We start from the raw sequence: 23508 nt of genomic DNA on the forward strand, positions 1-23508 counted from the left end.
AGCACCATAAGGAGTAACACCGTGTCTAAAGTCCTGCTCGTTGGAGAGACCTGGATCATTCAAGAGACCCACATCAAGGGGTTCGACTCGTTCTCCACCTCCCGTTTCGGAGTGGGGGGAGTGGACTGGACCGCGACCGTCGAAGCGGGTGGGCATGAGGTGACGAACCTTCCCGCGCATCTCGTGCCACAGAACATGCCATCGACGGCCGAGCAGCTCGCCGAGTACGACGTCATCGTGCTCTCCGACATCGGGTCGAGTTCGCTCGCCGTGCCCCTCACCGTGTGGCTCGGCGGACCGGGCAACAACTCCATGGTCGCGCTTCGCGAGTGGGTGCGCTCTGGCGGCGCCATCGTCATGTGTGGCGGGTACCTGAGCTTCGCTGGCATCGACGGGAAGGGCAAGTACGCGAACACCCCGGTCGAGGAAGTGCTGCCCGTGACTGTTCTGCCGTACGACGACCGGGTCGAGAACCCCGAGTTCAACGTTCCCGTGACGGTCGACGGGGCGCATCCCCTCGCCCGGGGCCTTCCCGACGACTGGCCGGCGATCTTCGGCTACAACCGCGTGAAGGCGAAGTCCGGGTCGCAGGTCATCGCCACCGTGGGGGAGGACCCCTTCATCGTCGCTGGCGCCTACGGCCAGGGCCGGACGCTTGCGTTCACCACCGACATCGGCCCGCACTGGGCCCCCCAGGCCTTTCTCGACTCCCCGGCGTACCGGCAGTTCTGGCCGCGCGCGATCGACTGGGTTTCGGGCGCGATCTAAGAGGGGGCGCGCCGCCTAGACCCAGAAGTCGACGTGCGGCGCGCTGGCCTCCTCCTCAAGCGCGGGGCCATCGATCTCGACGGGTGACGCGGGCGGGAAGACATCCCGCAGTCGGACGGCGGGCATCTCGATGCCGCCACCGCGGGTCGCCCCCAGCGTCTCCTCCGAAAGCGCGTAAACGATGCGTCCGATGCCCGACCAGTAAAGAGCGCCGGCACACATCAAACAGGGCTCGCAGCTCGTGTAGAGAGTGAACAGTGCCAGGTGCTCGGGTGCTCGTTGAGCCGCGGCTTCCCGCGCAAGACGTATTTCTGGATGTCCGGTCAGATCCGATTCCGTCACGACGACGTTCTCGCTGCGCGCGACGACCGCACCCGTGCCGTCAACGAGGAGCGAGCCGAACGGATGGTTGCCGTGCTCGCGGGATGCCCGTGCCAGTTCGATGGTCGCGCGCAGGTGCACGCGGTCGTTCTCGGTGAGGCCCATGTCTCTCCTTCTCTGTGTGTCAGGCATCGAGATGCTGACTGCCGGACACAACGCACCCGGCCCGAACGACGACGCGATCGGGGGGCTGGTCGACGATCGCCTCGCCGACACTTCCCGCGCGCACCAAGACGTAGTCGCCTGTGGTGAAGTCGCCGAGGCCGGTGGAGCGGGCGGGGGCGGTGGTCACCAGGTCGAGCGCCCGGGTGAGGTCCTCATCGCGCCGCCATGCGAAGAGGAGGCCGGCGAGGTTCGCCCGCTCTAGCGCGTCCCCCTTGCCGTAGGGCGACCAACTGTCACGGATGTTGTCGCTCACCACGGCCACGTTGACGCCCGCGGCGAGCAAGGCCGGCACGGGCGGGAGCACCTCGACCTCGGGCAGGCTCGTGTGTATCGAGACATCGGCTTCGGCGAGCATTTCCGCAGTGACTGCCAGTCGTGAGATGTCGGTGCGGGCGAGGTCCGCGAGCGAGAAGGCATGGCTGACGGCGACCCGGCCGCCGAGACCGTTGTCACGAGTCCGTGCGGCGATCTCGCGCAACGTGACATCCCCCGGAAGGCCGCGCTCGTGCAGGTGGATGTCGATCCTGCTGCCGAAGGTCGTCGCGAGGTCGAACACCGCGGCAAGCTGACCGCCCCTGTCGCCGTCGAAACCCTCGGGATCCAGCCCGCCCACGGTGTCAGCGCCTAGTTCGAGGCCCTCGCGCATCAGGCGAGCCGCGTGCGTCTGGGAGAGGATGCCGGCCTGTGGGAAGGCGACGACGTCGAATGCCATACGGTCGGCCCACTGCTGCTTGAGCTCGAGCACCCGGGTGAGATTGGTCAGGCCGGTGGCATCGGTGACGTCGACCTGAGCACGGATGCCCGTCACACCGCGAGACGACAGGCGTTGCAACAGCCTGCCCGCACGGGTGCGAAGGTCATCCGGCTGGGCGTCGAGCACGTGCTGCTCGTGGTCGATGCGCTCCCTGAGGACCGGTGACTCGTGGTGCGGAACCCAACGCGACCCGAACAGCGTTTTGTCGAGGTGTACATGGGCGTCGATGAGAGGAGGAAGCTTCACCCACTCGCCGCTGTCGAGGAGCGAAGATGGGTCGCTCGTAGGAAGCATGGTTCCTGTCTACGGGGCAAACCCTCTCGGCGGAAGCCGCCGTGCCCATCTACGGCGAAACGTTTCGCAATCACCCTGCTGATCGCGATGCGGTCAAAGCCGACCTGAGCGGCTGGGAAGGGGCCGGGCTCGCGCCGGTGAGCATCGCGTAGCAACGGACAGTGACCAGTCCAGAGCGTGCCCGATGAAGGATCGCGAAATGTGATGAATGCGCGGAAAGAACTCTGATCGACGCGGGACGAGCGGCACCTTGTTCTGCACCTGGTGACCAATCGGACTGGCCCTGATCAGGGCTTACGCAGCCGGAGCGCGGTGCCCCTGGAGGGACTCGAACTCCAAAAACCGCCCCGGATCAAGTGTTATGTATGCAAAAACCGCGAAAACATGCGGTTTTTGGTTCACCCACAGAAGCCTCGATCACACCGATATTTCCCGAAGTGTGGGCAAAATGTGGGCACGAAGAGGAGGAAGTGGCTCTCGCTCGACGCGGCGAGCGCGGGACGGTGATGCACTGCCCTAGGGGCGCACGTCCGCCTCTGTGCTTCATGGCAGACGGTGTTGGCCGTCGAAGCGAGGTGAGACTTAGTCGGATGGTGCTTTCGGGTCGCGAAGCAACAGCGGCGGGGGTGTAAGACTCCATTCTGATGTTGTACGGGCGCCGACCGATCACGCTGAGGTCCACGGACGCACTCTCATGGACGGGGAAGCAGAAGAATGACGGGATCTCGCCTCACTCATATCGCGACGGTCGACGACTGGACGATGGCTCTCGCGGAATCGACAGGTTCGCCAGGGGGCGGCGCGGCTACCGGCGTGATGCTCGCAATATCGGCTGGGCTGACGTCGATGGTCGCGGGCTACTCTTCCGAGCACGGCGACCCGGAACGGATATCCGAGATCGTTGAACGGGCGAGGGGGCTGAGGTCGCGCGCGCTGGCCCTGGCTGACGATGATGCCGCTGCGTCTAAGGCCTTCGGCGCTGCATTCGCGCAACCGTCGGGGGATGAGCGGAAACGGGCCATCCAGGTCGCTTCGGTTGACGCGGCAGGTGTATCTGCAGAGTTGGGAAGATCGGCGATGAGTGCAGTGGCCGATCTGCATTGGCTTGGTGCCCATGGCAACCCAGCCCTCATCGCCGATGTGGCCGTCGCTTTCGGTGCCCTCCGCGCGGCGATCGTCGGGGCGCGGACCAATGTGAGCTTCGATCTGGCATCTCTCACCTCTGCCGGAGAGGACTTGGCCGAGGTGCGGAATGGTCACCCTCAGCTGTGGGGTCTGGTGCTGGAGTTCGACGCGGCGCTGACTCAGATCGACGCGATCACGACAGGGCTGGACGGGAGGGTGGCCCCGACTCTCGAAACCGAGTAAAGCGCTCTCGCTGGGGTGTTGCCTAGGGATTCGGGATCGGCTTCTCCGGAAGTTGGACTGTCCGCAGTGGCGTGACGGCGCCGCGCACCGGGAGATCATGGCTCTCGCTGGGAACTCGATCGAGCAGTTCGTCGTCGTGGATCAGGGCGTACACGTGATCGCGGTGCTGCAAAGTGGCCAGCGCCCGGTCGAAGTAGCCGCGCCCCCAACCCAAACGCATTCCAGTTCTATCGACTGCAGCCGCTGGCACGATGACCAGGTCGGCGTCGGCGACTGCTGCTGGTCCGCGACGGTCGCCGCTCAGCTCGAAGATGCCAAACAGTCCCTCAACTTCCGGTTGTCCGCGGACTTCCACCCAGTCCATCAACCCGTCTGCTCTGCTCACGGGAACTAAAACTGCGACGCCGGCGCTCCGTGCCCAGGTGAGGTAGGGGCGTGTGCCCGGCTCATTCGGCATGGAAAGGTAGCACGCAACGGTTGTGGGCCGATCCGACGGCGTAAGCCTTGCGAGTTGATTCGCGAACCCTTGCGCCTCGAGCTCTCGCTGCTCGAAGCGGCGAGCCTCTCGTCGCGCGCGGATATCCGTTCTCAGTAGTTGCTTCGTTACCAAGTCATCATTCATCCGCAGTCGACCTCCAGGTCCTCGCAAAGCGATTGTCCTCGGTTTGTCGTGCCTGTTATCTCTAAGCAGGTCAGGTTTCTTATTGGGTTGCTCGGTGCAACGCTGGAATGCGGTCCCCGATGTGGCCGTGGCTGATTAGCTTCAGGTCAGGGGCGAGTTCGAGCTACGGATTCAGCACAAAGACCCGCCCGAATGCTACGGGTGAGAAATCGTCAGCTGCCGGGTCGCACCTCGGCTGGTGATCGAAGTCGATGAGGTCGAGATCCTGCGCGCGTTCGCTCCGCCGCTCAATCCGGACCCGCCTGAGCCGTGCCTCGATTCGGCCGAGCTAACGGAAGAAGTCATTTCCGGCGGCGGTCCAGATAGGGATGTCGAGTCTTGCTCCGAGAGCGGTCAGCACAGGCGCCGGCTTGAGAAGCATCTCGGCGATCTCCTCATCGGGGTCGGACAGGATAGTGATTCCGCCCCCGGTGCCGATCGTCGCCACCTCGTGAGCGCGATCGATGACGACAGTGCGGATCGTCATTGAAAGTCGGATGCTTCCACCAATTCCGATGTATCCGAAGGCGCCCGCATACGCGCCCCGCGGTCCACGCTCGAGGCCCGCGAGGATTGTCATGGCGCTGAACTTGGGAGCACCCGACATCGACCCCGCCGGGAAGGCTGACCGCACGACCGTCATCGGAGAAACACCCGGGGCCAGACGGGCCGTCACGGTGCTGACGAGCTGGAACACATTCGCATACGGCTCGACCGTGAAGAGGTGCGGGACCTGGACGGATCCCAGGACGGCGACGCGACTCAGATCGTTACGCATGAGATCGACGATCATGACGTTTTCGGCGCGTTCCTTTTCGCTCTCAAGAAGCTGACGGCGCAGCAGTGCGTCGACATCGGATGCCGCGCTGCGTGGACGGGTGCCCTTGATCGGTCGCGTCTCGATGAGGCCGTCGGTGCGCACCCCGAGGAAGAGCTCGGGACTCGAGCTCGCCAGTGCGAGACCGGCGATTTTGATCAGCCCTCCGCGAGGCGTCGGATTCGTGCGCCGCAGCCGTCGGTAGACGGTCGTCGGGTCCGCTCTGGTCTTGACGGCGATCTGATTCGTCAAGCAGAGCTGATAGGCGTCACCGGCAGCGATGCGCGACTGGCACTCGAGAATCATCGACCGGTAAGCGCTGGGGGTATGCCGCAGCTCGCCGATGGCGAGCGTGGAGTCGTCGGTGTCCAGGGGGAGTGCGACCGCGCCGACCAGTCTCCTCAGTTGCCGCTCCATATGATCCAGCCATCCCGAACCGCTTGCCGAGAAGGTGGAGAGGACCATTCGACCCCGGTCGTGATCGAACGCGACGAGTCGATCGACGAACAGCATCGCGGAGTCGGGTCGCGTGGAATCTGCGAAGTCCACGCCGATCGCCGATGCTCCGGATTCAAAACCAACCCAGCCCACCCAGCCCAGATCGAACCGATCCGTGCTGAACGATTCGTCGCTCGCTCTATCCTCGTCGAGTTGGGTGGGAAGAGTAACGGACTCGAGGGCCTCGAGGATTGAGCCCGTGACACGCGCCGATCGTGCGGTCGCGAGATGCGCGATGGCGACCTGCTTGACGCTCGGAGTGCCGACCAGCGTGTAGGCCGACGATCCGGTCATGCAGAGATAGCTCCACCCCTCTCTCACATTGATTCCGGCATCGAGCCACGCCGCGTTCTCTTCCTTCGCCAGCAGCTCAACGAAGGCGATCTCAGGGTCGACCCAAGCTTCGATCACTCGCGAGACGCGGGGCGAGGTCGCCACGGATTGGACCTCAGCGAGCAGTGCGACTGCGGAGTCATGTGAGTCGATTGACATCCGCTGTGCCTCCGTCCTTCCGCCGCGCTCGTCGAACGGAGCTTGCGCTCGAGCGCATCCGACACACCGCACCAAGTCGGCGGGTTGACAGCAGTGTAGGCCGAGGGGATACTGCTCGGTATACGGAGTCCAATCGGTATCTTGAACCGAACCGGACAACCGAGCGGACAGAGAAGTTCCGCGCCCGACAACGAAGTCACCGGAGGCAACCCATGCGCACCTTTCGAAATGGCGTACTGCTGGCGGCGGTGATGACCCTCGTCGTGGGTCTCACCGGCTGCAGCTCGGACACCGGTGACGGTGGCGGTTCGACCGATGGGGTCACCTACCCCGACGCTGACGGAAAATGTGCCGTCGATCCTCGCGACGGCGTCGACTACGCCTCGGCGAACGACTACATCTCCTACTTCGAGGAGGAGTCCGACGGGCTACCCGTCACCGAGCCTCTGGCTGAGCCGATCGATCCTTCGACGACTGTCGCTTACCTCGACAACGGATCCGCTGTATCCGCCATCATCTACTCGTCACTCGAGCAGGCCGCGACCACGGCCGGTGTGCAGCTGTCTCGCGTGGACACCGGCCTCGACGCGCAGAGCATCAACTCGGCGGTGAGCACGGTTGTCGAGAACGCACCCGACATCCTGATCGCGGCCGCTGTCGACGCTACGTTCTTCCAAAGCCAGCTCGACGCCCTCAAGGCAGCCGGCACGACCATCGTCTACGCCGGGTCGAGCAACGCCGATCAGTTCGGTCTCCTCGACTCGCAGTCGGGACTTGGCGCATCGAAGATCAATGGCCAGGTGCTCGGCGCGGCCGCCATCGCACTGACATGTGGAACGGGCAAAAACTTCGTCTTTTACAACATCCCCGAGTTGTCCTTCTCCGCCATCCAGCTGGATGCGGCAAAGACCTATCTCGCGGACGCCTGCCCGGACTGCACGCTTCGCACGGTGGACATCCCTGTCACCACCATGGACACGACCGCCGGCGATGCGGTCGTAAGCGACCTGCAGGCCCACCCTGAGACGGACTTCTTCATCACGGTGGCGGATCAGATCCAGATCGGTCTCAAGGGCAAGATGGACCTCGCGGGCATCGACGTCCCTGGAATGGGCCAGTCGTCTCTTCCGCCGAACGTTGAGCAGATCGCCAGCGGGCTGCAGGCCGCTGGATTCGCTGTGGACTACAACGAGTACACCTGGTTCATGCTCGACGAGGGCCTCCGGCGGGCTCAGGGCATGGACGTCGTCTACGACGACTGGAAGCCTTGGGTCAAGGCGATCTCGCGTGTCCTCACGAAGTCGACGGCGGGCGACTATCCCCAGGGCTTCGTCGCCTACCCGGACATGGCGTCCGACTTCGCGACGCTATGGGGCAAGTAGTCCATGACCATCACGCCGCCTGCATCAGAGGCAGCTGAGGCGCAGCCCCTGATGCAGGCGGCCGGCATCGTGAAGGACTTCCCCGGGCTACGCGCCCTGGACGATGTGTCGCTGCGGGTGCAGGGCGGCGAGATCGTCGCTCTGGTCGGGCACAACGGCTCTGGCAAGTCCACGTTGGTGAAGATCTTGGCCGGGGTGTACACCGCGGATCAGGGCAGCGTGGAATTCGACGGAGTCGGCGATCAGGCTGCAAGGCTGCACATCATTCACCAGGACCTGGGGCTCGTGGCCGAGCTGAGCACCGTCGAAAACCTCGGTCTCGGCGCTGTCCCGGGTGTGCACGGCTTTGCGCCCACGCGAGGACGGGCGGAGCGGTCGCACGCGCTCTCCCTGATCGCCCGCTTCGGTGAAGCGTTCGACATCGGCATCCCCGTGGGGCGCCTCGCTCCAGCGCAGCGCGCGATCGTGGCGATCGCCCGCGCGCTCGACGGCTGGGTGCATCCACGCAACGTGTTGATCTTGGACGAGCCGTCGGAGGCCCTGCACGCGAGCGAAGTGGACGTCCTGTTCAGCGCAATGCGCCGCGTCGCGGCGGACGGCGCAGGAGTCGTGTTCATCTCGCATCGGCTGGATGAGGTGCTCGAGATAGCCGATCGAGTGGTGGTGCTTCGCGACGGACGCGTTGTGGCCGACGTCGCCGGCGCAGGCCTGGACCACGACGCACTCGTCGAGTTCGTCACGGGAGCGAGCGCGGAGGAGTCCGTGGCGCCGGTGCGGACGTTGCAACGAGGTGAGCAGATGGTCGATATCCGAGGCCTGTCGGGGGTCGGTGTGCGCAGAATCGACATCGGCATCCGCGCAGGAGAGGTAGTGGGCGTGGCGGGAGTGCTTGGCTCCGGCCGTGACATCCTGCCCTCGCTCGTCTTCGGATCGCTGCCCTCCACGGCGGAGCGTTTCGACATCGCCGGCCATGAGTACAGCGCGCGGAGCCCGGGCGAGAGCGTGCGGCGAGGGCTCGCATTCGTACCGGGCGATCGCGTGCGCTTCGGGGGCATCCGCTCGATGAGCGCCCGAGAGAACATCACCCTTCCCGACCTGCGCGCGGTGACCGGTCCATTCGGCTCGATCCGTGTGCGCGCCGAACTGCGCCTGAGCCACGATCTCCTCGATCGCTACGACGTGCGCCCTGCCCGCGTGGAGCAGGCGTTCGCACAGTTCAGCGGCGGCAATCAGCAGAAAATCGTCTTCGCGAAGTGGCTGCGGAACGATCCGCGCGTGCTCATCCTCGAGGAGCCGACGCAGGGCGTCGACATCGGCGCGAAGCAGGCGATCTACGCGGAGATCGACGGCGCCGCTCAGCGAGGGGCTGCCGTGCTGGTGTGCTCCTCGGACGCCAAAGAGCTCGTGCGTCTCTGCGACCGCGTGATCGTCATGCGTGACGGAGTCGCTGTCGCCGAGCTCACTGGTGCACAGCTGACGGAGACCGATCTCGTTCGTCACGGCTACGGCCTCGCAGACTCCGTATCACCGAGTACCAACCCCAGAACCGCACGAGATGGAGAGCACCGATGAGTTCCGTCGATATGACTACCCGGGCCAAATGGCTGAATCGGCTGTCCTTCCGAAACATCTCCGCGATCTACATCTTCATCGCGATCTTCGCCATCTTCTCGATCGTGACGCCGCGCACCTTCCTTCAGCAGGGAGTGTGGCGAACTCTTCTCGACGCCCAATCCATCACGGTCATCGCGGCGATCGCGGTAATGATCCCCCTCGTCACGGGCTCGTTCAATCTGGCCATCGGCGCCGAGATCGGCTTCGCCGGCATTCTCGTAGCCGTGCTCCAGGTGAAGCTCGGCATGCCATTCATGACCGCGATCCCGCTGACACTGCTGGCGGGAGCGCTGATCGGCCTGGTGTCGGGTCTGATCATCACGAAGGGGCGCATCGATTCATTCATAGCGACCCTCGGATTGAGTTCGATCCTCCTGGCCGGGCTGGCTTGGATGTCTTCGAGCAAGCAGATCATCGGGTTGCAAGACGGTTTTCGTGGCATCGCGACAGGGAGTTTCTTCGGCATCACCGTGCCCACCTACGTCATGGTCGTCGTCGCGCTTATCGCCTGGTACGTGCTCGAAAGGACCTCGGTCGGCCGTCGCATGTACGCAGCTGGATACAACCCAGAAGGGTCCCGCTTGGCGGGCGTCGATGTGGTCCGCCTGAAAATCGGTGCACTGGTCGCTGGCGGTTTCATCGCCGCTGTCGCAGGGGTACTGCTGACTTCGCGACTGAACACCGGCGAACCGACTGTCGGGCCGGGACTGCTGCTCCCTGCGCTCACGGCCGTGTTCTTGGGATCGACCCAGTTCCGTGGCGGCCGTTTCAATGTCTGGGGCACGGTGCTCGCCGTCTATGTGCTGGCCACAGGTATCAAGGGCCTCCAGCTCATCGGATCGCCACCCTGGATCAGCGATCTCTTTAACGGCGTTGCGCTTCTCGCTGCCGTCGGCTTGTCGCAATGGGAGCGTGTGGCCGGACGCGCTTCGATGATCCGCCGCTGGCTCCCGCGCCGACGAACCTCGGCACCGGAAAAACCCGAGCAGTCACCCGTTGAAGAGCGAACTCCGGCCCATTGAACCCTCGCGGACAGCAGTCCCGCGTGACAACGTGTGCGACAGCGCACAGATGAGAGAGGTAACCGCATGTCAGACGCCACACCCTTCGGCCCCACGCTGGAGGACCGAATCCAAGCGGCCGGGAGCCCGGTGCAGCTGCTCCGCGGGCCGGGCCAGCTTGGCCCCTACGTATTCCCAGGTATCGCCGCCGAGTTCACGAACTGGCGCGACGAGGTACGGGCGTGGAAGGACAGCGTCGCACTGCTCGAGCAGTCCTATCACATGAGCGAGCTGCAGCTTCGGGGCAAAGACGTCATCCCGTTCCTCTCCGAGATAGCGGTTAATCGATTCGACCCGTTCCGTGTCGGTCGTGCGAAGCAGGTCGTCCTCGCGAGCCCCGACGGGTTCCTGATCGGTGACGCGATCCTGTTCCATGAAGACGATGACTTCTTCCGCATCGTCGGGGCCCCGTTCGCTCACGATTGGGTGCAATACCGGGCGAATGAGAGCGATTATGACGTCACCGCAGAGCTCAACCACAACTGGTCAGTGGTCGAAGCGCCTCGGGACGTGTTCCGCTTCCAGATCCAGGGGCCGTTCGCGCTCGAGCTCGTGAGGGAGCTCGTCGAGGGAACCCTTCCTGACGTCGGCTTCTTCTCGATCGCCGACGTCACCATTGCAGGCAAAAGCGTCCGCGCGCTGCGCCATGGGATGGCAGGCACTCCCGGCTTCGAGATCTATGGTCCATGGGACGACCAGCAGGCGGTTCGCGCGGCATTTGCAGAGGCTGGCGCGAAGTACGGGCTCCGCACTGTAGGAGCGTCCGCCTACGCGACTACGGCCCAGGAGTCGGGGTGGCTTCCTCTTCCCCTCCCGGCGATCTACCACGGAGAGGAGCTCAAGTCCTACCGCCAGGCGACGTCGGCATTCTCGCTCGAGTCCATGGGGTCGCTTGGAGGAAGCCTGCTCTCCGACCGGATCGAGGACTACTACGTCGACCCGATCGAAGCCGGCTACGGACGACTGGTGGATTGGGACCGCAGCTTCGTCGGACGTGACGCCCTCCGGGAGAAGGCCGACAATCAGAAGAGGGAGAAGGTGACCCTGGTCTGGAATGACGAGGACGTGGCGGCGACGATCCAGTCGTCGTTGTTCGATTCGCAACATCCCGCCCAGTTCATCGCGCTTCCCTCGCCGATGTACGCGACCTGGGCTGCTGACGCCGTGCAGAGCGGCGGCCAGACCATCGGCTTCTCGCAGTACATGTCCTTCTCCGCCAACGCCGGCCACATCCTCTCGCACGGCATCCTGGATCGAGAGCTTGCGACTCCCGGAACCGAACTGACCCTCATGTGGGGCGAACCCGACAGCCGGCGCGACAACGTGGGCCGCAATGAGCTGCGAGAGATTCGGGTGACGGTGGCTCCGACCCCATACTTCGACAAGGTCATCAAGCGAGCGGCTCAGGTGCCCGCAAGCGTCTAACGAAGCGGATCGGAGGGCGGGCCACCATGGCCTGCCCTCCGCACGCCGGGATCATCTCGACGCGTCACCCCAATATTCGATCTACGATTGAGAAACCGATCGGTATGTCAGATCTGGCATTCCATCGATAGCGGCCTCGCAGTCGAGGCGAGGAAGGCACTCCGATGAGCGTTGCCAATGATGTGGCAGTCGACCTGCCCGGCCTGACCGATCGCGTGCTCGCGCAGCTTCAGGCCGCAGTCGGCGTGGAGGCCGTTCATGTCGAGCGCACCAAGGTCGACGAATTCAAAGACGACTACTGGATCCCAGGAGACGAGACGTACGCCGCAGCGGCCGTGGTTCAGCCGACGAGCACCGAGCAGGTACGCGAGATAGTTCGAATCGCGAACGAGCATGGCATTCCACTCTGGCCGCACAGTCAGGGCCGCAACCTGGGGCATGGTGGAGCGTCCCCGCGGGTGCGAGGCTCTATCCAGCTCGGCTTCCAGCGGATGAATCGCGTGCTGGAGATCAACGACGAGCTCGCCTACGCCGTCGTCGAGCCGGGCGTCACCTGGCAGGACCTGCACGATGCGGTGAGAGAGCGCGGCTACTCCCTGATGACGCCGTGCCCCGACCTCAGCTGGGGATCCATCATCGGCAACTCCATGGATGGAGGGCACACCTACCAGCATTACGGTGCTGACTATCTGATGCCGACCGGCTTCGAAGTCGTGCTGCCGGACGGCGACCTGCTGAGGACCGGGCAGGGCGCCATTCCGGAGAGCACCTCATGGCACCTCTACAAGCGCAGCCTCGGTCCCTCTCTGGATGCGCTGTTCGTTCAGTCAAATCTCGGCATCGTCACTCGGATGGGCGTGTGGCTGAAGCGCCTGCCGGATGCATACGCGCCCCTCACTCTCATCGTCGACGACGATGCGGACCTCGAGATCGCGGTCGATACCATCCGTGAGCTGCGTCTCGCCGGCCACCTGGAAGGGGTGCCGTCGATCTACTCCACGCTCCGTGCGGCGCACATGCTTCTGGATGCTCCCGTTCAAGCGGGACCAGTGCCTTTCACTGCGGCCGAGCTTCAGGAGATCGGCGCACGGCTGGGAGTCGGCGCGTGGGCGGTGCGCTCCTATATATGGGGAGACCCCGAACTCGTGGCGTATCGCCTGCGCAGAATCGAAGCCGCCTGGGCGGCGGTGCCGAGTGGCCGCATGCAGCCGGTCACCACCTATACGAAGGACGATTACTCGACGATCGTCGGCTCCGCGGCGCAGATCGGCATCGGCATCCCCACCCTCAAGGCGATCGAGAGCACCCCGGCGCATATCGCCCACGTAGACGTCTCACCGGTCGTTCCGCTGCGCGGCGTCGAGATCCGGATGGTGGTCGAGGAACTGCGACGTCTCTATGCCGAGGGGGGCCTGAACTTCGGTGTGGGGATCATGGTCACCGGTGAACGCACCGCTGTCGCCATCGCTGGCATCCGCTACGACAAGACCGACGAGGCGGTGGCGCGGGGAGCGTTCGAACTTGGGCGCCGGATGCAGGAGTCGCTTGGCCGACTCGGTTACGGCGACGGCCGGCCGCACCTTCTGTACATGGATACGGCGGCATCCCAGCACTCATTCAACGGGCACGCCTACCGACGATTCGTCGAGCGCATCAAGGATGCGGTGGACCCCAACGGCATCCTCTCTCCCGGTCGGCACGGCATCTGGCCGGGGGCATATCGCGAGGACGGTCGAGCGGATGACGCCTAGCCGAGAAGCGGGACGGTTCGTCGACGGACGGCGCGGCGCAATAATCTGGGGATGCCTGGAGTCGCCACCGGTGACTCGGCGAACACCGGCCGAAGCGGGGGTTGAGCACTCATGGCACGTTTGACGCGCGACGAGAGTCAGGCGGTCACCCGCGAGAGGCTGCTACAGGCGGCCGGTGATGTCGTCGCCCGCGACGGCTACGACGGGGCGTCCGTGGACAGGATCGCCGACGCCGCCGGGTACTCGAAGGGAGCTTTCTACTCCAACTTCTCCTCCAAAGAGGACGTGCTCGACCATCTGCTTGCCAGCCACGCCGGACGCGATGTCACCGACCTCACCGAGGCGATGGAGGGCCTCGAGGATGTGGACGCCCTCCTCGACGCGGTCGCGCGTTGGAGTGACGCTCGAGCGGCGGAATTGAAATGGGGGCTCATCGCGATCGAGTTCCTGCGACGCGCGCGCCGGGATGGCTCGCTTACCGACGCCCAGCGCCATCCCTTCATCGAGCAATGGCACGATGTAGGCGCCCTCCTGATCAGCCGTCTTTTCCCCGGCGAAACTCCCAGCGTCGATCCCGTTGATCTCGGTGGCATCGTCCTTGACCTCACCTACGGCGGAATCTCCGTGTTCCTGGAAGCCAACTCGGCTGGCCAGATGGTGCGGCAGATCCTCGCTGCGTTCGTCGTGGCGAATGAGCCGCGCTCCGAGAACTGATACTTCGCTCCATTGATTGACGAGCATCCTCTTTAGGGATACTGTCGGGTATCTAGAAACCTGTTGGGATTCACGAGTGGTTTCGCACTCATCCCGGGCACTGTCGCTCACCACAGCTCGCCGCAGGCCCGAACGTCTGCAATGGAGGAGATGTGGCAACTCGACAGCGGAGCGGGCGCGGTCTCGTCATCGACTGCCACGGCCACTTCACCACTGAACCCGCCGCCTTCCAGGACTACCGTCGGCTGCAGGTCGAGCGGGCCGAGTCGGGCCACACGCTGACCGACGACTTCCCCGGCATCCCCGATGTCGAGCTGCGCGCCATCATCAACGACAATCAGCTCCGCCTGCAGCGCGAGCGAGGGACCGATGTGACGATCCTGTCGCCGCGCGCGTCAGGCATGGGCCACCACGTTCCCGGACAGGACACGGCTGACGCCTGGGCGCGCCTTTCCAACGACACGATCGCGCGGATCTGCGCGCTCTTCCCCGAGAACTTCGTCGGCGTCTGCCAGCTCCCACAGACTGTAGATGGCGATCTCGCGCCGGTCATCGCCGAGCTCGAGAGGTGCGTGGAAGCCGGCTTCGTCGGCTGCAACCTCAACCCCGACCCGTCCGGCGGACGATGGGACTCGCCGCCTCTCACGGACGTCTGGTGGGATCCTCTGTGGGACGCGATGGAGCGCCTCGACGTGCCGGCGATGATCCATGTGTCCGGCTCGTGCGTCCCCGGAGTGCACACCACCGGCGCTCACTATCTCGCCGCGGACACGATCGCCTTCATGCAGCTCCTCGAGGGCGACCTCTTCGCGCGCCACCCGCGCCTTCGCCTTGTGATCCCACACGGCGGGGGAGCGGCCCCGTATCACTGGGGACGCTTCCGCGGCCTCGGCATTGCTCTGCAGAAGCCTCCGCTGGCCGAGCATCTGATGCAGAACGTCTTCTTCGACACCTGCGTCTACCACCAGCCCGGCATCGACCTGCTCTTCCAGGTCATCGACGACGCCAACATCCTTTTCGGATCCGAGCTGCTGGGGGCGGTCAAATCCATCGACCCGGAGACCGGTCATCACTTCGATGACACCCTGCGCTACATCGACGGACTCGAGCTCGACGACGCCACCCGCGAACGGGTGCTCGCGAGCAACGCCCGGCGCGTCTACCCCCGGTTGGATGCCCTGCTTGCGGCCCAGGGACGCTGAGCATGATGCAGCCCACGATCTCAAGGAGTGATTCATGACCGCCACCACACTGCGATTCGCAGGCGGAGCCCAGGGGTTCAACTGGCTGCCCGTCTTCGTGGCCGAGGAACGGGGGCTCTTCGCTGCGCGGGGACTGAATGTCGAGCTCCTGCGCCTCGGCTCTGTGGAGAAGGCGACATCGGCGGTCCGCGACGGCAGCGCCGACCTCGCCATCACCCCGCCGGAGGGCGCCATCGCGGACTATCTCGCCGGTGGATCGCTCAGGGTGATCGCCTCGAACTCCGAGCGGCTGCCGATGTCTCTCGTCGCCCGGCCCGGCATCACCGAGCTCGTGTCGCTGCGAGGCAAGCGAATCGGCACCTCCTCGCTGACCGAGGGAACCTCGATGTACACCCGGCGCATGCTCGCGGCCGTCGGGCTGCACTACCCCGCCGATTATGACTTCGTCTTCGCAGGTGTGCACACGGGACGCTGGGCTGCCCTGCAGAACGATGAGATCGACGCAGCCCCACAGCCGGCCCCGTGGAACTTCCTCGCCGAGCGCGCAGGCTACGAGATTCTGGGCGAAGTCGCCGACACCCTGCCCGAGATCGTTTTCGCGGGCGTCATCGGCAGCGCGCCGTGGCTCGACGACAACGGCGACACGGTCGGACGCCTTGTCGCCGCTCTTTCCGAAGCGCACGACTTCGTCAACGATCCCGCGAACGATGGCGTCTCCGTACCCATCTACCAGCGGGTGACGACCCCTGACGATCCGGAGCTCGCCCGCCGCGGTTTCGAGTACACCCGGGACCTCGGCATGTGGCCGGCGGGCCTGCGGGTATCTGCGGATGCGCTCACCGTGAACATCGACGTCATGATCGAGGCCGGCCTGATGTCACCCGACCAGCGCGCGGCCGCCGCCGGTGTCTTCGATCCGCGCTTCACCGAGATCGGCTGAGGGGCCTGGCCATGGCACGCGTCGTCGTCGATGCTCCGCGGACCGATCCTGAGATGGCTGCAGCGTTCGCGGCGCTGGGGGTCGCCACGACCCATGAGGCGCAGGGACGCTCGGGACTGCTCAGTCCGCGCCTGGCAGCCCGCCAGACCGGTGCGTCCATCTCGGGTACCGCGCTCACCTGCGAGGTGCCGCCCGGCGACAACTGGATGATTCACGTCGCGCTCGAGCACGCGCGTCCCGGCGACATCCTCATCGTCACCCCGACCTCTCCGTGCGACGACGGCTACTTCGGCGATCTTCTCGCCACCTCCGCGATCGCCCGCGGCATCCGCGGCATCGTCATCGATGCAGGCGTACGGGACATCGTCGTGCTGCGGCAGCTGGGCTTTCCGGTATGGAGCAAGACCATCAGCGCGCAGGGCACCGTCAAGGAGACACTCGCCGATGTCCAGGTGCCGGTCGTATGCGGCGACCGTGTGATCCGCCCCGGCGATGTCGTCGTCGCGGATGACGACGGCGTCTGCGTCGTGCCGCGTGCCGCGGCTGCCACCGTCCTCGCGGCGGCCCGCGCACGAGCGGAGGACGAGGAGCACAAGAGAGGGCTCTACGCCGCAGGGCAGTCGAGTCTCGACATCAGCCCCGCCCTGCGCACCGGACTGGAGAGAAAGGGAATGAGCTATGAGCGCGCTTGACTACCCCTACGTTCCTCGCCGCGTCGTGACTGGCGTCCGCGACGGCAGGTCCGTCTTCGTGTCCGATGGCCCGACGCCTAATAGTCATCACTATGCGTCGATACCTGGAATGACGACGTCTGTGCTGCATCTCACGGCCGCGCCAGCGGCCCTCGCCACCGCAGATGGGGAGACCGCTCCGTCGCGCGGGCGACTGGTGCCCGCCCCGGGGGAGACGTCGCTCGTCATCGTGACCTTCCCGCCGGACAGCGTCTTCATGTCTGCCGATTTCGACGGCCCGGCTGCAGGAGCTGAGCAGTTCGACTTCGCTCCCGACTTCGCTGCGAGTTTCGAGCCCGACGCTCCGGGTAAGCATCAGACGGAGACCATCGACTACGACATCGTCCTCGACGGGGAGATCTGGCTGGAACTCGACGACGAGACCGCACATCTGCGAACCGGAGACGTTGTGATCCAGACCGGAACCCGCCACGCGTGGCGCAACAACGGCGACCGCCCAGCGACCATGTGCTTCGTCCTCATCGGAGCGACCCCCCGATGACCAGTCACCATCTGCAGCCGACTTCGACCGAAAGACCTCCTATGTCAATGACCGTTCCCGTCCACGACCAGTCGCCCAGTGCCACCGACCGAGCACCACGCACCATGCGCGCCGCACGGCTGCATCAGGTGGGCGATCCCATGGTGATCGAAGAGATCGAGCGCCCTACCGCGACCGGCACGGACGTCATCGTCGAGGTCAGAGCGTGCGGAATGGTGCCGAATCTGGCCAACGTGTTGGCTAATTGGGAGACCTGGTATCCCCACGAACCGCTTCCCCCGCGCCCCGCCATCTTCGGACTCGACCCCGTCGGCGTCGTCGCCGAGGTGGGAGAGCAGGTCATCGGCATCAAGCCAGGGGATCGTGTGTACGTCAACCCATCGCGATCCTGCGGTGCCTGCCACGCCTGCACCTCGGGGCGGCCGCAGAGTTGCGACTATTGGACGTTCGCCGGCTACTTCGGCTTCAACCAGAAGAGCCTCGAGATGTTCGAGCGCTACCCGCACGGCGGCTTCTGCGAATTCATGAAGGCCCCTCAGGCATCCATAGTGAAGATCTCCGACAACCTCGACTTCCGCCAGGCGACTCGCCTCGGTTACCTGGGCACCGCGTACGGGGCGGTGAAGAAGCTCGGCCCCCTCGCAGGCAAGACGCTCATCGTGAACGGTGCCTCCGGCACTCTCGGCGTCGGCATCACAATGCTCGCCCTCGCTCTCGGCATATCACGCATCTTGGCGGTGGCTCGTGGCATCCCCCTTCTGGAGCGGTTGAAGGCACTCGCGCCGAACCGGATCGAGACCTTCTCCAACCTCTCGGGCAGCACTGCCGAGTGGGTCGCCTCCCGCACCGACGGACTGGGCGCTGACTTCATGATCGATGCACTCGGCGCTGTCGCCTCACTCGACGACTTCAAGGACGCGATGCTCGGCGTGCGCCGCGGCGGCAAGATCGTCAATGTCGGCGGGACCGCAGGCGAGCTCGGCCTCGACGTCAAGTGGCTGATGGACGAGTCCCGCGAGATCGTCGGCTCCGCCTGGTTCACCTCGGCCGAAAGCATGGAGCTCGTCGACATGATCCGCCACGGCGTCATCGACATGTCCATCCTGACTCCGAAGGCATGGCCCTTCGAACAGATCAACGAAGCAATCAACGGCGTCACCAGTGGCGAGGGCGGCTTCACCAGCTACCTCGTCGAAATCTGAAAGACAGGAACGAACATGGCCAAGACCGCACCCGCTGCGAACCCAGAATCCGCCGTCCTGCTCGAGAGCTTTTCGCTCGAGATGACGGGAAAGGATGTCCCTGGTCTGGAGGCCGCCCGAGGCGCCATTCCTGCCGGCACCAAGATCAACGTCACCTTCCTCGGCAACGAGGATCTCGACATGCGCGTGGCCGCATCTAAGGCGGTCAAGGACTTCGGGTTTACTCCAGTGCCGCATATCTCTGCGCGTCGTTTGGCGTCGCAGGAGCAGCTCGAGGAGTTCCTCGGCCGTTTGCAGGAGGTCGGCGCTACGGAGCATGTGTTCGTCGTCGGCGGCGACCCCGCCGAGCCGCTCGGACCCTACCCGGACGCACTTACCGTGATCCGCACCGGCCTGCTGCAGAAGTACGGGGTCCGCGAGGTCTCGATCGCCGGCTATCCAGAAGGGCACCCGGATATTCCGACCGACGTGCTGTGGAGCCATCTTGAGGACAAGGCGTCCGCGCTCAAGGAGCAGGGTCTCGATGGCGTCATCCTCACCCAGTTCTCCTTCGACACCGATCCGGTAATCGCCTGGATCGATGCTGTCCGCGCGCGAGGCATCGACCACTCGATCCGCATCGGCACGCCCGGGCCTGCCGGCATCAAGCGGCTGATTTCCTTCGCGGGACGGTTCGGCATCGGCGCGAACGCCCTCATCGTGAAGAAATACGGCTTTTCCTTGACCAATCTGATGGGTACGGCCGGGCCTGACCGGTTCGTGACTGATCTGGCCGCGCTGCTTGCTACACGCGAGAATGCGGGCGACGTCAAGCTGCACTTCTATACCTTCGGCGGTCTGCTTTCCACCGCGGAGTGGGCACGCGACTACCTGACCGGCCGACACTAACTCCGTTTGGCACTGAGATTCCCTGCGGCGCCGGATGACCGGCGCCGCAGGGTCGATACAGCGTTGGAGGACCGGTAAGGGCAAGAAGGATCGGCCAGAGCCCGTGCGGTTCAGGGCCGTATAGCCGCCGAGGTCTGGCTTAGCCCGGGCACCATGTCGCCGATCAGGGTGATGGAGCCGGTGACGACCACCGCGGCGTGCATGCGGGCGCGCGCCCAGGCTGTGGCAGCCCCGACCGCGTCTACAGGATTCGACGCGTCATGCACGGAGATGGCGGGCGAGATCTCACGTACAAGTCGTAAGAGTGCGCCGTGCGGCAGCGCCCGCGAGGAGGGGGAGCTGGTGACGTAGAACGCCGACGCCATTGGGGACAGGGCGCGAATGATGCCGCGGGCATCCTTGTCCTCGAGCACGCCGAGGACGATGACAAACTCGGCGACGCCAGGCCAGTTACGAAGAGCTTCGTTGAGCGAGTCAGCGCCGGCAGGGTTGTGGGCTGCGTCGACGATGATCAACGGATCACGACCGACGATCTGGAGCCGACCGGGGGAGCTGGCCGCAGCTAAGGCATCCCTCACGGTCTCCTCCTGCAGAACGCCGGAGCCGAGCAGCGCGTCCACGGCCGCGACGGCAAGCGCCGCGTTGCAGGACTGATGAGCGCCGAGGAGACTCAGCTCCAGATTCGGAAGGATCGTGCCGTCGCTTCTGCGGAGGGTGACAACCTGCCCGCTGTCCGCATGCCTGACCGGGGCGCCATCGAAGTCGCGGCCTGCGACGAGCAACTGCGATCCGACCGACTCTGCCGTCGCAGCGATCACCGCGTGGGCGGCCTCCGCCTGCACCGCCGTGACTGTGATCGAGCCGGGCTTGATGATCCCGCTCTTCGTGTGAGCGATCTGCGACAGGGTCGACCCGAGCTGTCGCGTGTGGTCGAGTGCGATCGGGGCGATCACCGCCACCCGTCCATCGCCCACGTTGGTCGAATCCCATTCCCCGCCCATGCCGACCTCGATCACCGCGGCATCGACTTCACAGTCGGAGAAGACCTGGAACATCAGCGCAGTGAGAGCCTCGAAGAAGGTCAGCGGCGCCATCGCCCCCGCCTGCAACTCCGCGTCCACGCGCTCGATCACCGGGCGCACCCGATCCCAGGCTTCGCCGAGCGTCTTGTCAGGAGCGGGGCGACCGTCGATGGCGATGCGCTCGGCGTATCGCGCGAGGTGCGGACTCGTGAAGAGTCCTACATGCAGGCCGTGTCGGCGAAGCAGGTCGGCTGCCATCCGGCTGGTGCTCGTCTTGCCATTCGTGCCCGTGACGTGGATGAACGGGAAGCGCTTCTGTGGATCGCCGAGCAGCTCCAGCGCGCGCCGCGTCGCGCTCAGCCGAGGTTCGGGCTGAGCCTCCCCGATCCGCTCCAGCAGAGCGGCGAACACTCCTCGCGAGTCGAGATCGCTGCGCACGTCGAGCTCAGACAGGTCGTGCGGCCTGCATGCGCGCCGCAATGAGGGTGTTCTCGAGGAGCGTCGCAATCGTCATGGGCCCCACCCCACCGGGCACCGGGGTGATCCAGCCGGCGTACTTGCTCGCCTCATCGAAGCGCACATCGCCGACCAAGCCGTTCTCGGAGTGGTGGATGCCGACATCGATCACCACGGCGCCCGACTTCACGTGCTCCGCACCGATCAGACCTGGGACACCGGCGGCCACGACCAGAACGTCGGCGGACATCGTGACTGCGGCGAGGTCCCGCGTGTGGGAGTGTGCTGTCGTCACGGTCGTGTTGCGATCGAGGAGCATGCGGGCCATCGGCCCGCCGACCAGCTCGGACCGACCGATGACGACCGCGTCGGCTCCATCGAGGTCGATCCCGGTCGCGTCGATCAGGGACATGATCCCGCTAGGCGTGCACGGTCTCAGTCCTGGCTCGCTCCGCGCCAGAAGCCCTGCGCTCAGCGTCGTGAGCCCATCGACATCCTTCATCGGGGGGATGAGGTTGATGAGGCGCTTGCTGTCGAGGCGTCCGGGCAGAGGGAGCTGCAGCAGGATGCCTGACACCGCGTCGTTGTGCGCGAGCTCGGTGATAATCGCCGCGATGGTCTCCTGGTCGACATCTGCATCGACGTGTCGATGCAGATCCCGAATTCCGGCAGCCACGGCGGACTGCCGCTTATTGCGCACGTACACCTGGCTGGCGGGGTCTTCCCCGACGAGCACCGTGGCTAGCCCAGGGACGATCCCCGTGGTGCCGACGAAGTCCGCGACTTCCGAGGCGACCCGTGTGCGTAGCGCTCGCGCGATGGCGGTCCCGTCGAGGATCTGGGCCATCATCGGAACACCACGGTGCTGTTGCCGTCGCGCACGACCCGATCCTCGCAATGCCACTGGACCGCTCGGGCGAGGACGGCGCGCTCGACGTCGGCGCCTTGACGTGCCAAGTCCGCGGCGGTCTGCACGTGCGAGACGCGCACGATGTCCTGCTCGATGATCGGGCCCTCGTCGAGGTCCTTTGTGACGTAATGGGCGGTGGCGCCGATGAGCTTGACCCCTCGCTCCTTCGCCTTCTGGTACGGGCCTGCGCCGATAAAGGCGGGCAGGAACGAGTGATGGATGTTGATGACGGGGACGCCGACGTCCTGCAGGAAGTCGTCGGAGATGATCTGCATATAGCGAGCGAGCACCACCAGGTCGACATTGCCTTTGAGGAGCCGAAGGTGCTGCTGTTCCGCCTCCTTCTTATCGCCGCTAACGGGCACGTGGATGAAGGGGATGCCGAACTGGCGGACGTCGTTCGCGAGGTCGGGGTGGTTGGAGACCACCATTGCGATATCCATCTCCAGTTCACCGCGGCGGTGGCGCCAGAGCAGTTCGAGCAGGCAGTGATCCGACTTCGAGGCGAAGATCGCCACCCGCTTGGGCGTTCCCGCCGGAGTGAGCGTCCAAGCGAGACCGAATCGGCTCGAGAGTCTTTCGTTGAGCGTGGCCTCAAGAGCGGGGCGGCGAGCGTTGAGGTGGGTGAGGTCGAACACGGTCCGCTGGAAGAAGCGGCCGCCTTCGGCGTCGGTGGAGAACTGGTCGAGGGAGACGATGTTCGCACCGATCTCCCGGAGGATCAGCGAGACCGCCGCCACGATCCCTGGCTGGTCGGCGCCGGTGACGATGAGCCGTGCACGGCGATCGTGCGCGCTGCTGCCGGCCGTCGTGGGTGCTGTTCCGGACTGGGTCAAGCTCATGCATCTTCCTTACTGCGGCTGGTCGTATTGATAGGGGTCCCGGGCGAGTGAGGTGCGAGCAGCAGCGATGCTGCGGCCGCCTCTTCGCGGCCGGAAAAGCTCCCGCGTGACGCGATGGTCGTGGTCCGGGCAGCGATGCTTCTGGCCCCGCGATCCGACACGCAGCCGTGCCTGGCGACGAGGACCACCACGAGGCCGATGGGCGCGATCGCCTCGACGATGGCGTCGGCGATCTGGTCGGTCAGCCGCTCCTGGAGCTGCAGTCGCGAGGAGAGGACGTCGATGCTGCGGATGAAAGAGCCGAGCCCTGATACCGGCCCGCTCGAGCGATACATGAGGTGGGCCACCCCGTCGAACGGCAGCAGGTGATGCTCACAGACGGATCGGAAGGCGATGTCCCGAAGTGCGATGACCTGTTCTCCGAAGCCCTCTTCTGCCGCGATCCCCGACATCGGGGCGACCGGATCCTCATCGCTGCCGGAGAGCAGCTCGACCCAGGCCGTTGCCGATCGAGCGGGAGTGGCGACCAGGCGTGGCTCGGCCGGATCCTCGCCCAAGGCCAGCATCAGTTCCCTGACCGCATCGCGAACTCGATCGGCGTCCATTGATATCCATCCGGCCGTTTCCGGGCCGCCGACTCACGCGGAGTCGACAGCCCGGAAACGATC

General features: G+C 65.2%; 22 protein-coding genes. 14 read left to right on the top strand and 8 right to left on the bottom strand.

All coding sequences use genetic code 11. The features are described 5' to 3' along the window. Positions 1 to 21 precede the first annotated feature (21 nt). The gene (locus E6C64_RS15740) at positions 22 to 768 is read left to right on the top strand and encodes a glutamine amidotransferase (protein WP_158437896.1); all 747 of its coding nucleotides are present in this window, start codon (positions 22 to 24) and stop codon (positions 766 to 768) included. Between the two features lie 15 nt (positions 769 to 783). On the opposite strand, the gene E6C64_RS15745 is transcribed toward E6C64_RS15740, so the two are convergent. Continuing rightward, positions 784 to 1254: a nucleoside deaminase gene (locus E6C64_RS15745; protein WP_199241057.1), complete on the bottom strand. Its 471-nt coding sequence runs from the start codon at positions 1252 to 1254 to the stop codon at positions 784 to 786. A gap of 19 nt (positions 1255 to 1273) precedes the next feature. Beyond that, entirely contained in the window at positions 1274 to 2362 is a 1089-nt protein-coding gene (locus E6C64_RS15750) for an amidohydrolase family protein (RefSeq protein ID WP_136428490.1), read from the bottom strand. A 714-nt stretch (positions 2363 to 3076) separates the two neighbouring features. Here E6C64_RS15750 and E6C64_RS15755 point away from each other — a divergent pair. Continuing rightward, positions 3077 to 3730 carry a cyclodeaminase/cyclohydrolase family protein gene (locus tag E6C64_RS15755; RefSeq protein WP_136428493.1) on the top strand — a complete coding sequence of 218 codons (654 nt, stop codon included), beginning with the start codon at positions 3077 to 3079 and terminating at the stop codon, positions 3728 to 3730. Positions 3731 to 3752: 22 nt separating this feature from the next. Here E6C64_RS15755 and E6C64_RS15760 read toward each other — a convergent pair whose 3' ends face one another. After that, positions 3753 to 4352 carry a 5-formyltetrahydrofolate cyclo-ligase gene (locus E6C64_RS15760; RefSeq protein WP_136428495.1) on the bottom strand — a complete coding sequence of 200 codons (600 nt, stop codon included), beginning with the start codon at positions 4350 to 4352 and terminating at the stop codon, positions 3753 to 3755. A 328-nt stretch (positions 4353 to 4680) separates the two neighbouring features. Further along, positions 4681 to 6198 carry an anthranilate synthase component I family protein gene (locus E6C64_RS15765; RefSeq protein ID WP_233255657.1) on the bottom strand — a complete coding sequence of 506 codons (1518 nt, stop codon included), beginning with the start codon at positions 6196 to 6198 and terminating at the stop codon, positions 4681 to 4683. A 212-nt stretch (positions 6199 to 6410) separates the two neighbouring features. Here E6C64_RS15765 and E6C64_RS15770 point away from each other — a divergent pair, with 212 nt between their 5' ends. The 12 genes from E6C64_RS15770 to E6C64_RS15825 all read left to right on the top strand — a co-directional run bounded on the left by E6C64_RS15770 (position 6411) and on the right by E6C64_RS15825 (position 19610). Continuing rightward, positions 6411 to 7580, top strand: a complete 1170-nt coding sequence (locus E6C64_RS15770; RefSeq protein ID WP_136428497.1) for a sugar ABC transporter substrate-binding protein — start codon at positions 6411 to 6413, stop codon at positions 7578 to 7580. 3 nt (positions 7581 to 7583) lie between these two features. Next, on the top strand, positions 7584 to 9152 hold the full coding sequence (locus E6C64_RS15775) for a sugar ABC transporter ATP-binding protein (RefSeq protein ID WP_136428500.1): 1569 nt from the start codon (positions 7584 to 7586) through the stop codon (positions 9150 to 9152). Then, entirely contained in the window at positions 9149 to 10216 is a 1068-nt protein-coding gene (locus E6C64_RS15780) for an ABC transporter permease (RefSeq protein ID WP_136428502.1), read from the top strand. The genes E6C64_RS15775 and E6C64_RS15780 overlap by 4 nt, the downstream gene beginning before the upstream one ends. A gap of 66 nt (positions 10217 to 10282) precedes the next feature. Beyond that, positions 10283 to 11680, top strand: a complete 1398-nt coding sequence (locus E6C64_RS15785; RefSeq protein ID WP_136428504.1) for an aminomethyltransferase family protein — start codon at positions 10283 to 10285, stop codon at positions 11678 to 11680. 164 nt (positions 11681 to 11844) lie between these two features. Continuing rightward, on the top strand, positions 11845 to 13431 hold the full coding sequence (locus E6C64_RS15790; RefSeq protein ID WP_136428506.1) for an FAD-binding oxidoreductase: 1587 nt from the start codon (positions 11845 to 11847) through the stop codon (positions 13429 to 13431). Between the two features lie 111 nt (positions 13432 to 13542). After that, on the top strand, positions 13543 to 14145 hold the full coding sequence (locus E6C64_RS15795; protein ID WP_136428508.1) for a TetR/AcrR family transcriptional regulator: 603 nt from the start codon (positions 13543 to 13545) through the stop codon (positions 14143 to 14145). Between the two features lie 152 nt (positions 14146 to 14297). Next, positions 14298 to 15347 carry an amidohydrolase family protein gene (locus E6C64_RS15800; protein WP_136428509.1) on the top strand — a complete coding sequence of 350 codons (1050 nt, stop codon included), beginning with the start codon at positions 14298 to 14300 and terminating at the stop codon, positions 15345 to 15347. A gap of 34 nt (positions 15348 to 15381) precedes the next feature. Continuing rightward, positions 15382 to 16287, top strand: a complete 906-nt coding sequence (locus tag E6C64_RS15805) for an ABC transporter substrate-binding protein (protein WP_136428512.1) — start codon at positions 15382 to 15384, stop codon at positions 16285 to 16287. Between the two features lie 11 nt (positions 16288 to 16298). Further along, the gene (locus tag E6C64_RS15810; protein WP_136428514.1) at positions 16299 to 16979 is read left to right on the top strand and encodes a 4-carboxy-4-hydroxy-2-oxoadipate aldolase/oxaloacetate decarboxylase; all 681 of its coding nucleotides are present in this window, start codon (positions 16299 to 16301) and stop codon (positions 16977 to 16979) included. A gap of 109 nt (positions 16980 to 17088) precedes the next feature. After that, on the top strand, positions 17089 to 17520 hold the full coding sequence (locus tag E6C64_RS15815; RefSeq protein WP_199241058.1) for a cupin domain-containing protein: 432 nt from the start codon (positions 17089 to 17091) through the stop codon (positions 17518 to 17520). 47 nt (positions 17521 to 17567) lie between these two features. Continuing rightward, on the top strand, positions 17568 to 18722 hold the full coding sequence (locus E6C64_RS15820) for an alcohol dehydrogenase catalytic domain-containing protein (protein WP_136428519.1): 1155 nt from the start codon (positions 17568 to 17570) through the stop codon (positions 18720 to 18722). 15 nt (positions 18723 to 18737) lie between these two features. Continuing rightward, positions 18738 to 19610: a methylenetetrahydrofolate reductase gene (locus E6C64_RS15825; protein WP_136428521.1), complete on the top strand. Its 873-nt coding sequence runs from the start codon at positions 18738 to 18740 to the stop codon at positions 19608 to 19610. A gap of 110 nt (positions 19611 to 19720) precedes the next feature. Here the strand turns inward: E6C64_RS15825 and E6C64_RS15830 are convergent, their stop codons facing one another. Genes E6C64_RS15830 through folE form a run of 4 tightly spaced genes read right to left on the bottom strand, consistent with a single transcriptional unit; the run spans position 19721 to position 23445 of the window. Then, the gene (locus E6C64_RS15830; RefSeq protein ID WP_233255659.1) at positions 19721 to 21070 is read right to left on the bottom strand and encodes a bifunctional folylpolyglutamate synthase/dihydrofolate synthase; all 1350 of its coding nucleotides are present in this window, start codon (positions 21068 to 21070) and stop codon (positions 19721 to 19723) included. Positions 21071 to 21077: 7 nt separating this feature from the next. Continuing rightward, entirely contained in the window at positions 21078 to 21938 is an 861-nt protein-coding gene (locus tag E6C64_RS15835) for a bifunctional 5,10-methylenetetrahydrofolate dehydrogenase/5,10-methenyltetrahydrofolate cyclohydrolase (protein WP_136428523.1), read from the bottom strand. Beyond that, complete coding sequence (gene purU, locus E6C64_RS15840; protein ID WP_136428525.1) at positions 21935 to 22840, bottom strand: formyltetrahydrofolate deformylase; 906 nt, start codon at positions 22838 to 22840, stop codon at positions 21935 to 21937. Before purU ends, E6C64_RS15835 begins: the two co-directional genes overlap by 4 nt. Next, complete coding sequence (gene folE / locus E6C64_RS15845) at positions 22837 to 23445, bottom strand: GTP cyclohydrolase I (protein ID WP_136428527.1); 609 nt, start codon at positions 23443 to 23445, stop codon at positions 22837 to 22839. Before folE ends, purU begins: the two co-directional genes overlap by 4 nt. Positions 23446 to 23508: the final 63 nt, after the last annotated feature.

The organism is Naasia lichenicola, assembly GCF_004801885.1.
GTDB lineage: Bacteria > Actinomycetota > Actinomycetes > Actinomycetales > Microbacteriaceae > Naasia > Naasia lichenicola.

Bases quoted from the DNA above. Each gene is read 5' to 3' on its own strand.
- E6C64_RS15745 (WP_199241057.1), bottom strand. From the start codon at position 1,254: ATGGGCCTCACCGAGAACGACCGCGTGCACCTGCGCGCGACCATCGAA.
- E6C64_RS15750 (WP_136428490.1), bottom strand. From the start codon at position 2,362: ATGCTTCCTACGAGCGACCCATCTTCGCTCCTCGACAGCGGCGAGTGG.
- E6C64_RS15755 (WP_136428493.1), top strand. From the start codon at position 3,077: ATGACGGGATCTCGCCTCACTCATATCGCGACGGTCGACGACTGGACG.
- E6C64_RS15760 (WP_136428495.1), bottom strand. From the start codon at position 4,352: ATGAATGATGACTTGGTAACGAAGCAACTACTGAGAACGGATATCCGC.
- E6C64_RS15765 (WP_233255657.1), bottom strand. From the start codon at position 6,198: ATGTCAATCGACTCACATGACTCCGCAGTCGCACTGCTCGCTGAGGTC.
- E6C64_RS15770 (WP_136428497.1), top strand. From the start codon at position 6,411: ATGCGCACCTTTCGAAATGGCGTACTGCTGGCGGCGGTGATGACCCTC.
- E6C64_RS15775 (WP_136428500.1), top strand. From the start codon at position 7,584: ATGACCATCACGCCGCCTGCATCAGAGGCAGCTGAGGCGCAGCCCCTG.
- E6C64_RS15780 (WP_136428502.1), top strand. From the start codon at position 9,149: ATGAGTTCCGTCGATATGACTACCCGGGCCAAATGGCTGAATCGGCTG.
- E6C64_RS15785 (WP_136428504.1), top strand. From the start codon at position 10,283: ATGTCAGACGCCACACCCTTCGGCCCCACGCTGGAGGACCGAATCCAA.
- E6C64_RS15790 (WP_136428506.1), top strand. From the start codon at position 11,845: ATGAGCGTTGCCAATGATGTGGCAGTCGACCTGCCCGGCCTGACCGAT.
- E6C64_RS15795 (WP_136428508.1), top strand. From the start codon at position 13,543: ATGGCACGTTTGACGCGCGACGAGAGTCAGGCGGTCACCCGCGAGAGG.
- E6C64_RS15805 (WP_136428512.1), top strand. From the start codon at position 15,382: ATGACCGCCACCACACTGCGATTCGCAGGCGGAGCCCAGGGGTTCAAC.
- E6C64_RS15810 (WP_136428514.1), top strand. From the start codon at position 16,299: ATGGCACGCGTCGTCGTCGATGCTCCGCGGACCGATCCTGAGATGGCT.
- E6C64_RS15815 (WP_199241058.1), top strand. From the start codon at position 17,089: ATGACGACGTCTGTGCTGCATCTCACGGCCGCGCCAGCGGCCCTCGCC.
- E6C64_RS15820 (WP_136428519.1), top strand. From the start codon at position 17,568: ATGACCGTTCCCGTCCACGACCAGTCGCCCAGTGCCACCGACCGAGCA.
- E6C64_RS15825 (WP_136428521.1), top strand. From the start codon at position 18,738: ATGGCCAAGACCGCACCCGCTGCGAACCCAGAATCCGCCGTCCTGCTC.
- E6C64_RS15835 (WP_136428523.1), bottom strand. From the start codon at position 21,938: ATGATGGCCCAGATCCTCGACGGGACCGCCATCGCGCGAGCGCTACGC.
- purU (WP_136428525.1), bottom strand. From the start codon at position 22,840: ATGAGCTTGACCCAGTCCGGAACAGCACCCACGACGGCCGGCAGCAGC.
- folE (WP_136428527.1), bottom strand. From the start codon at position 23,445: ATGGACGCCGATCGAGTTCGCGATGCGGTCAGGGAACTGATGCTGGCC.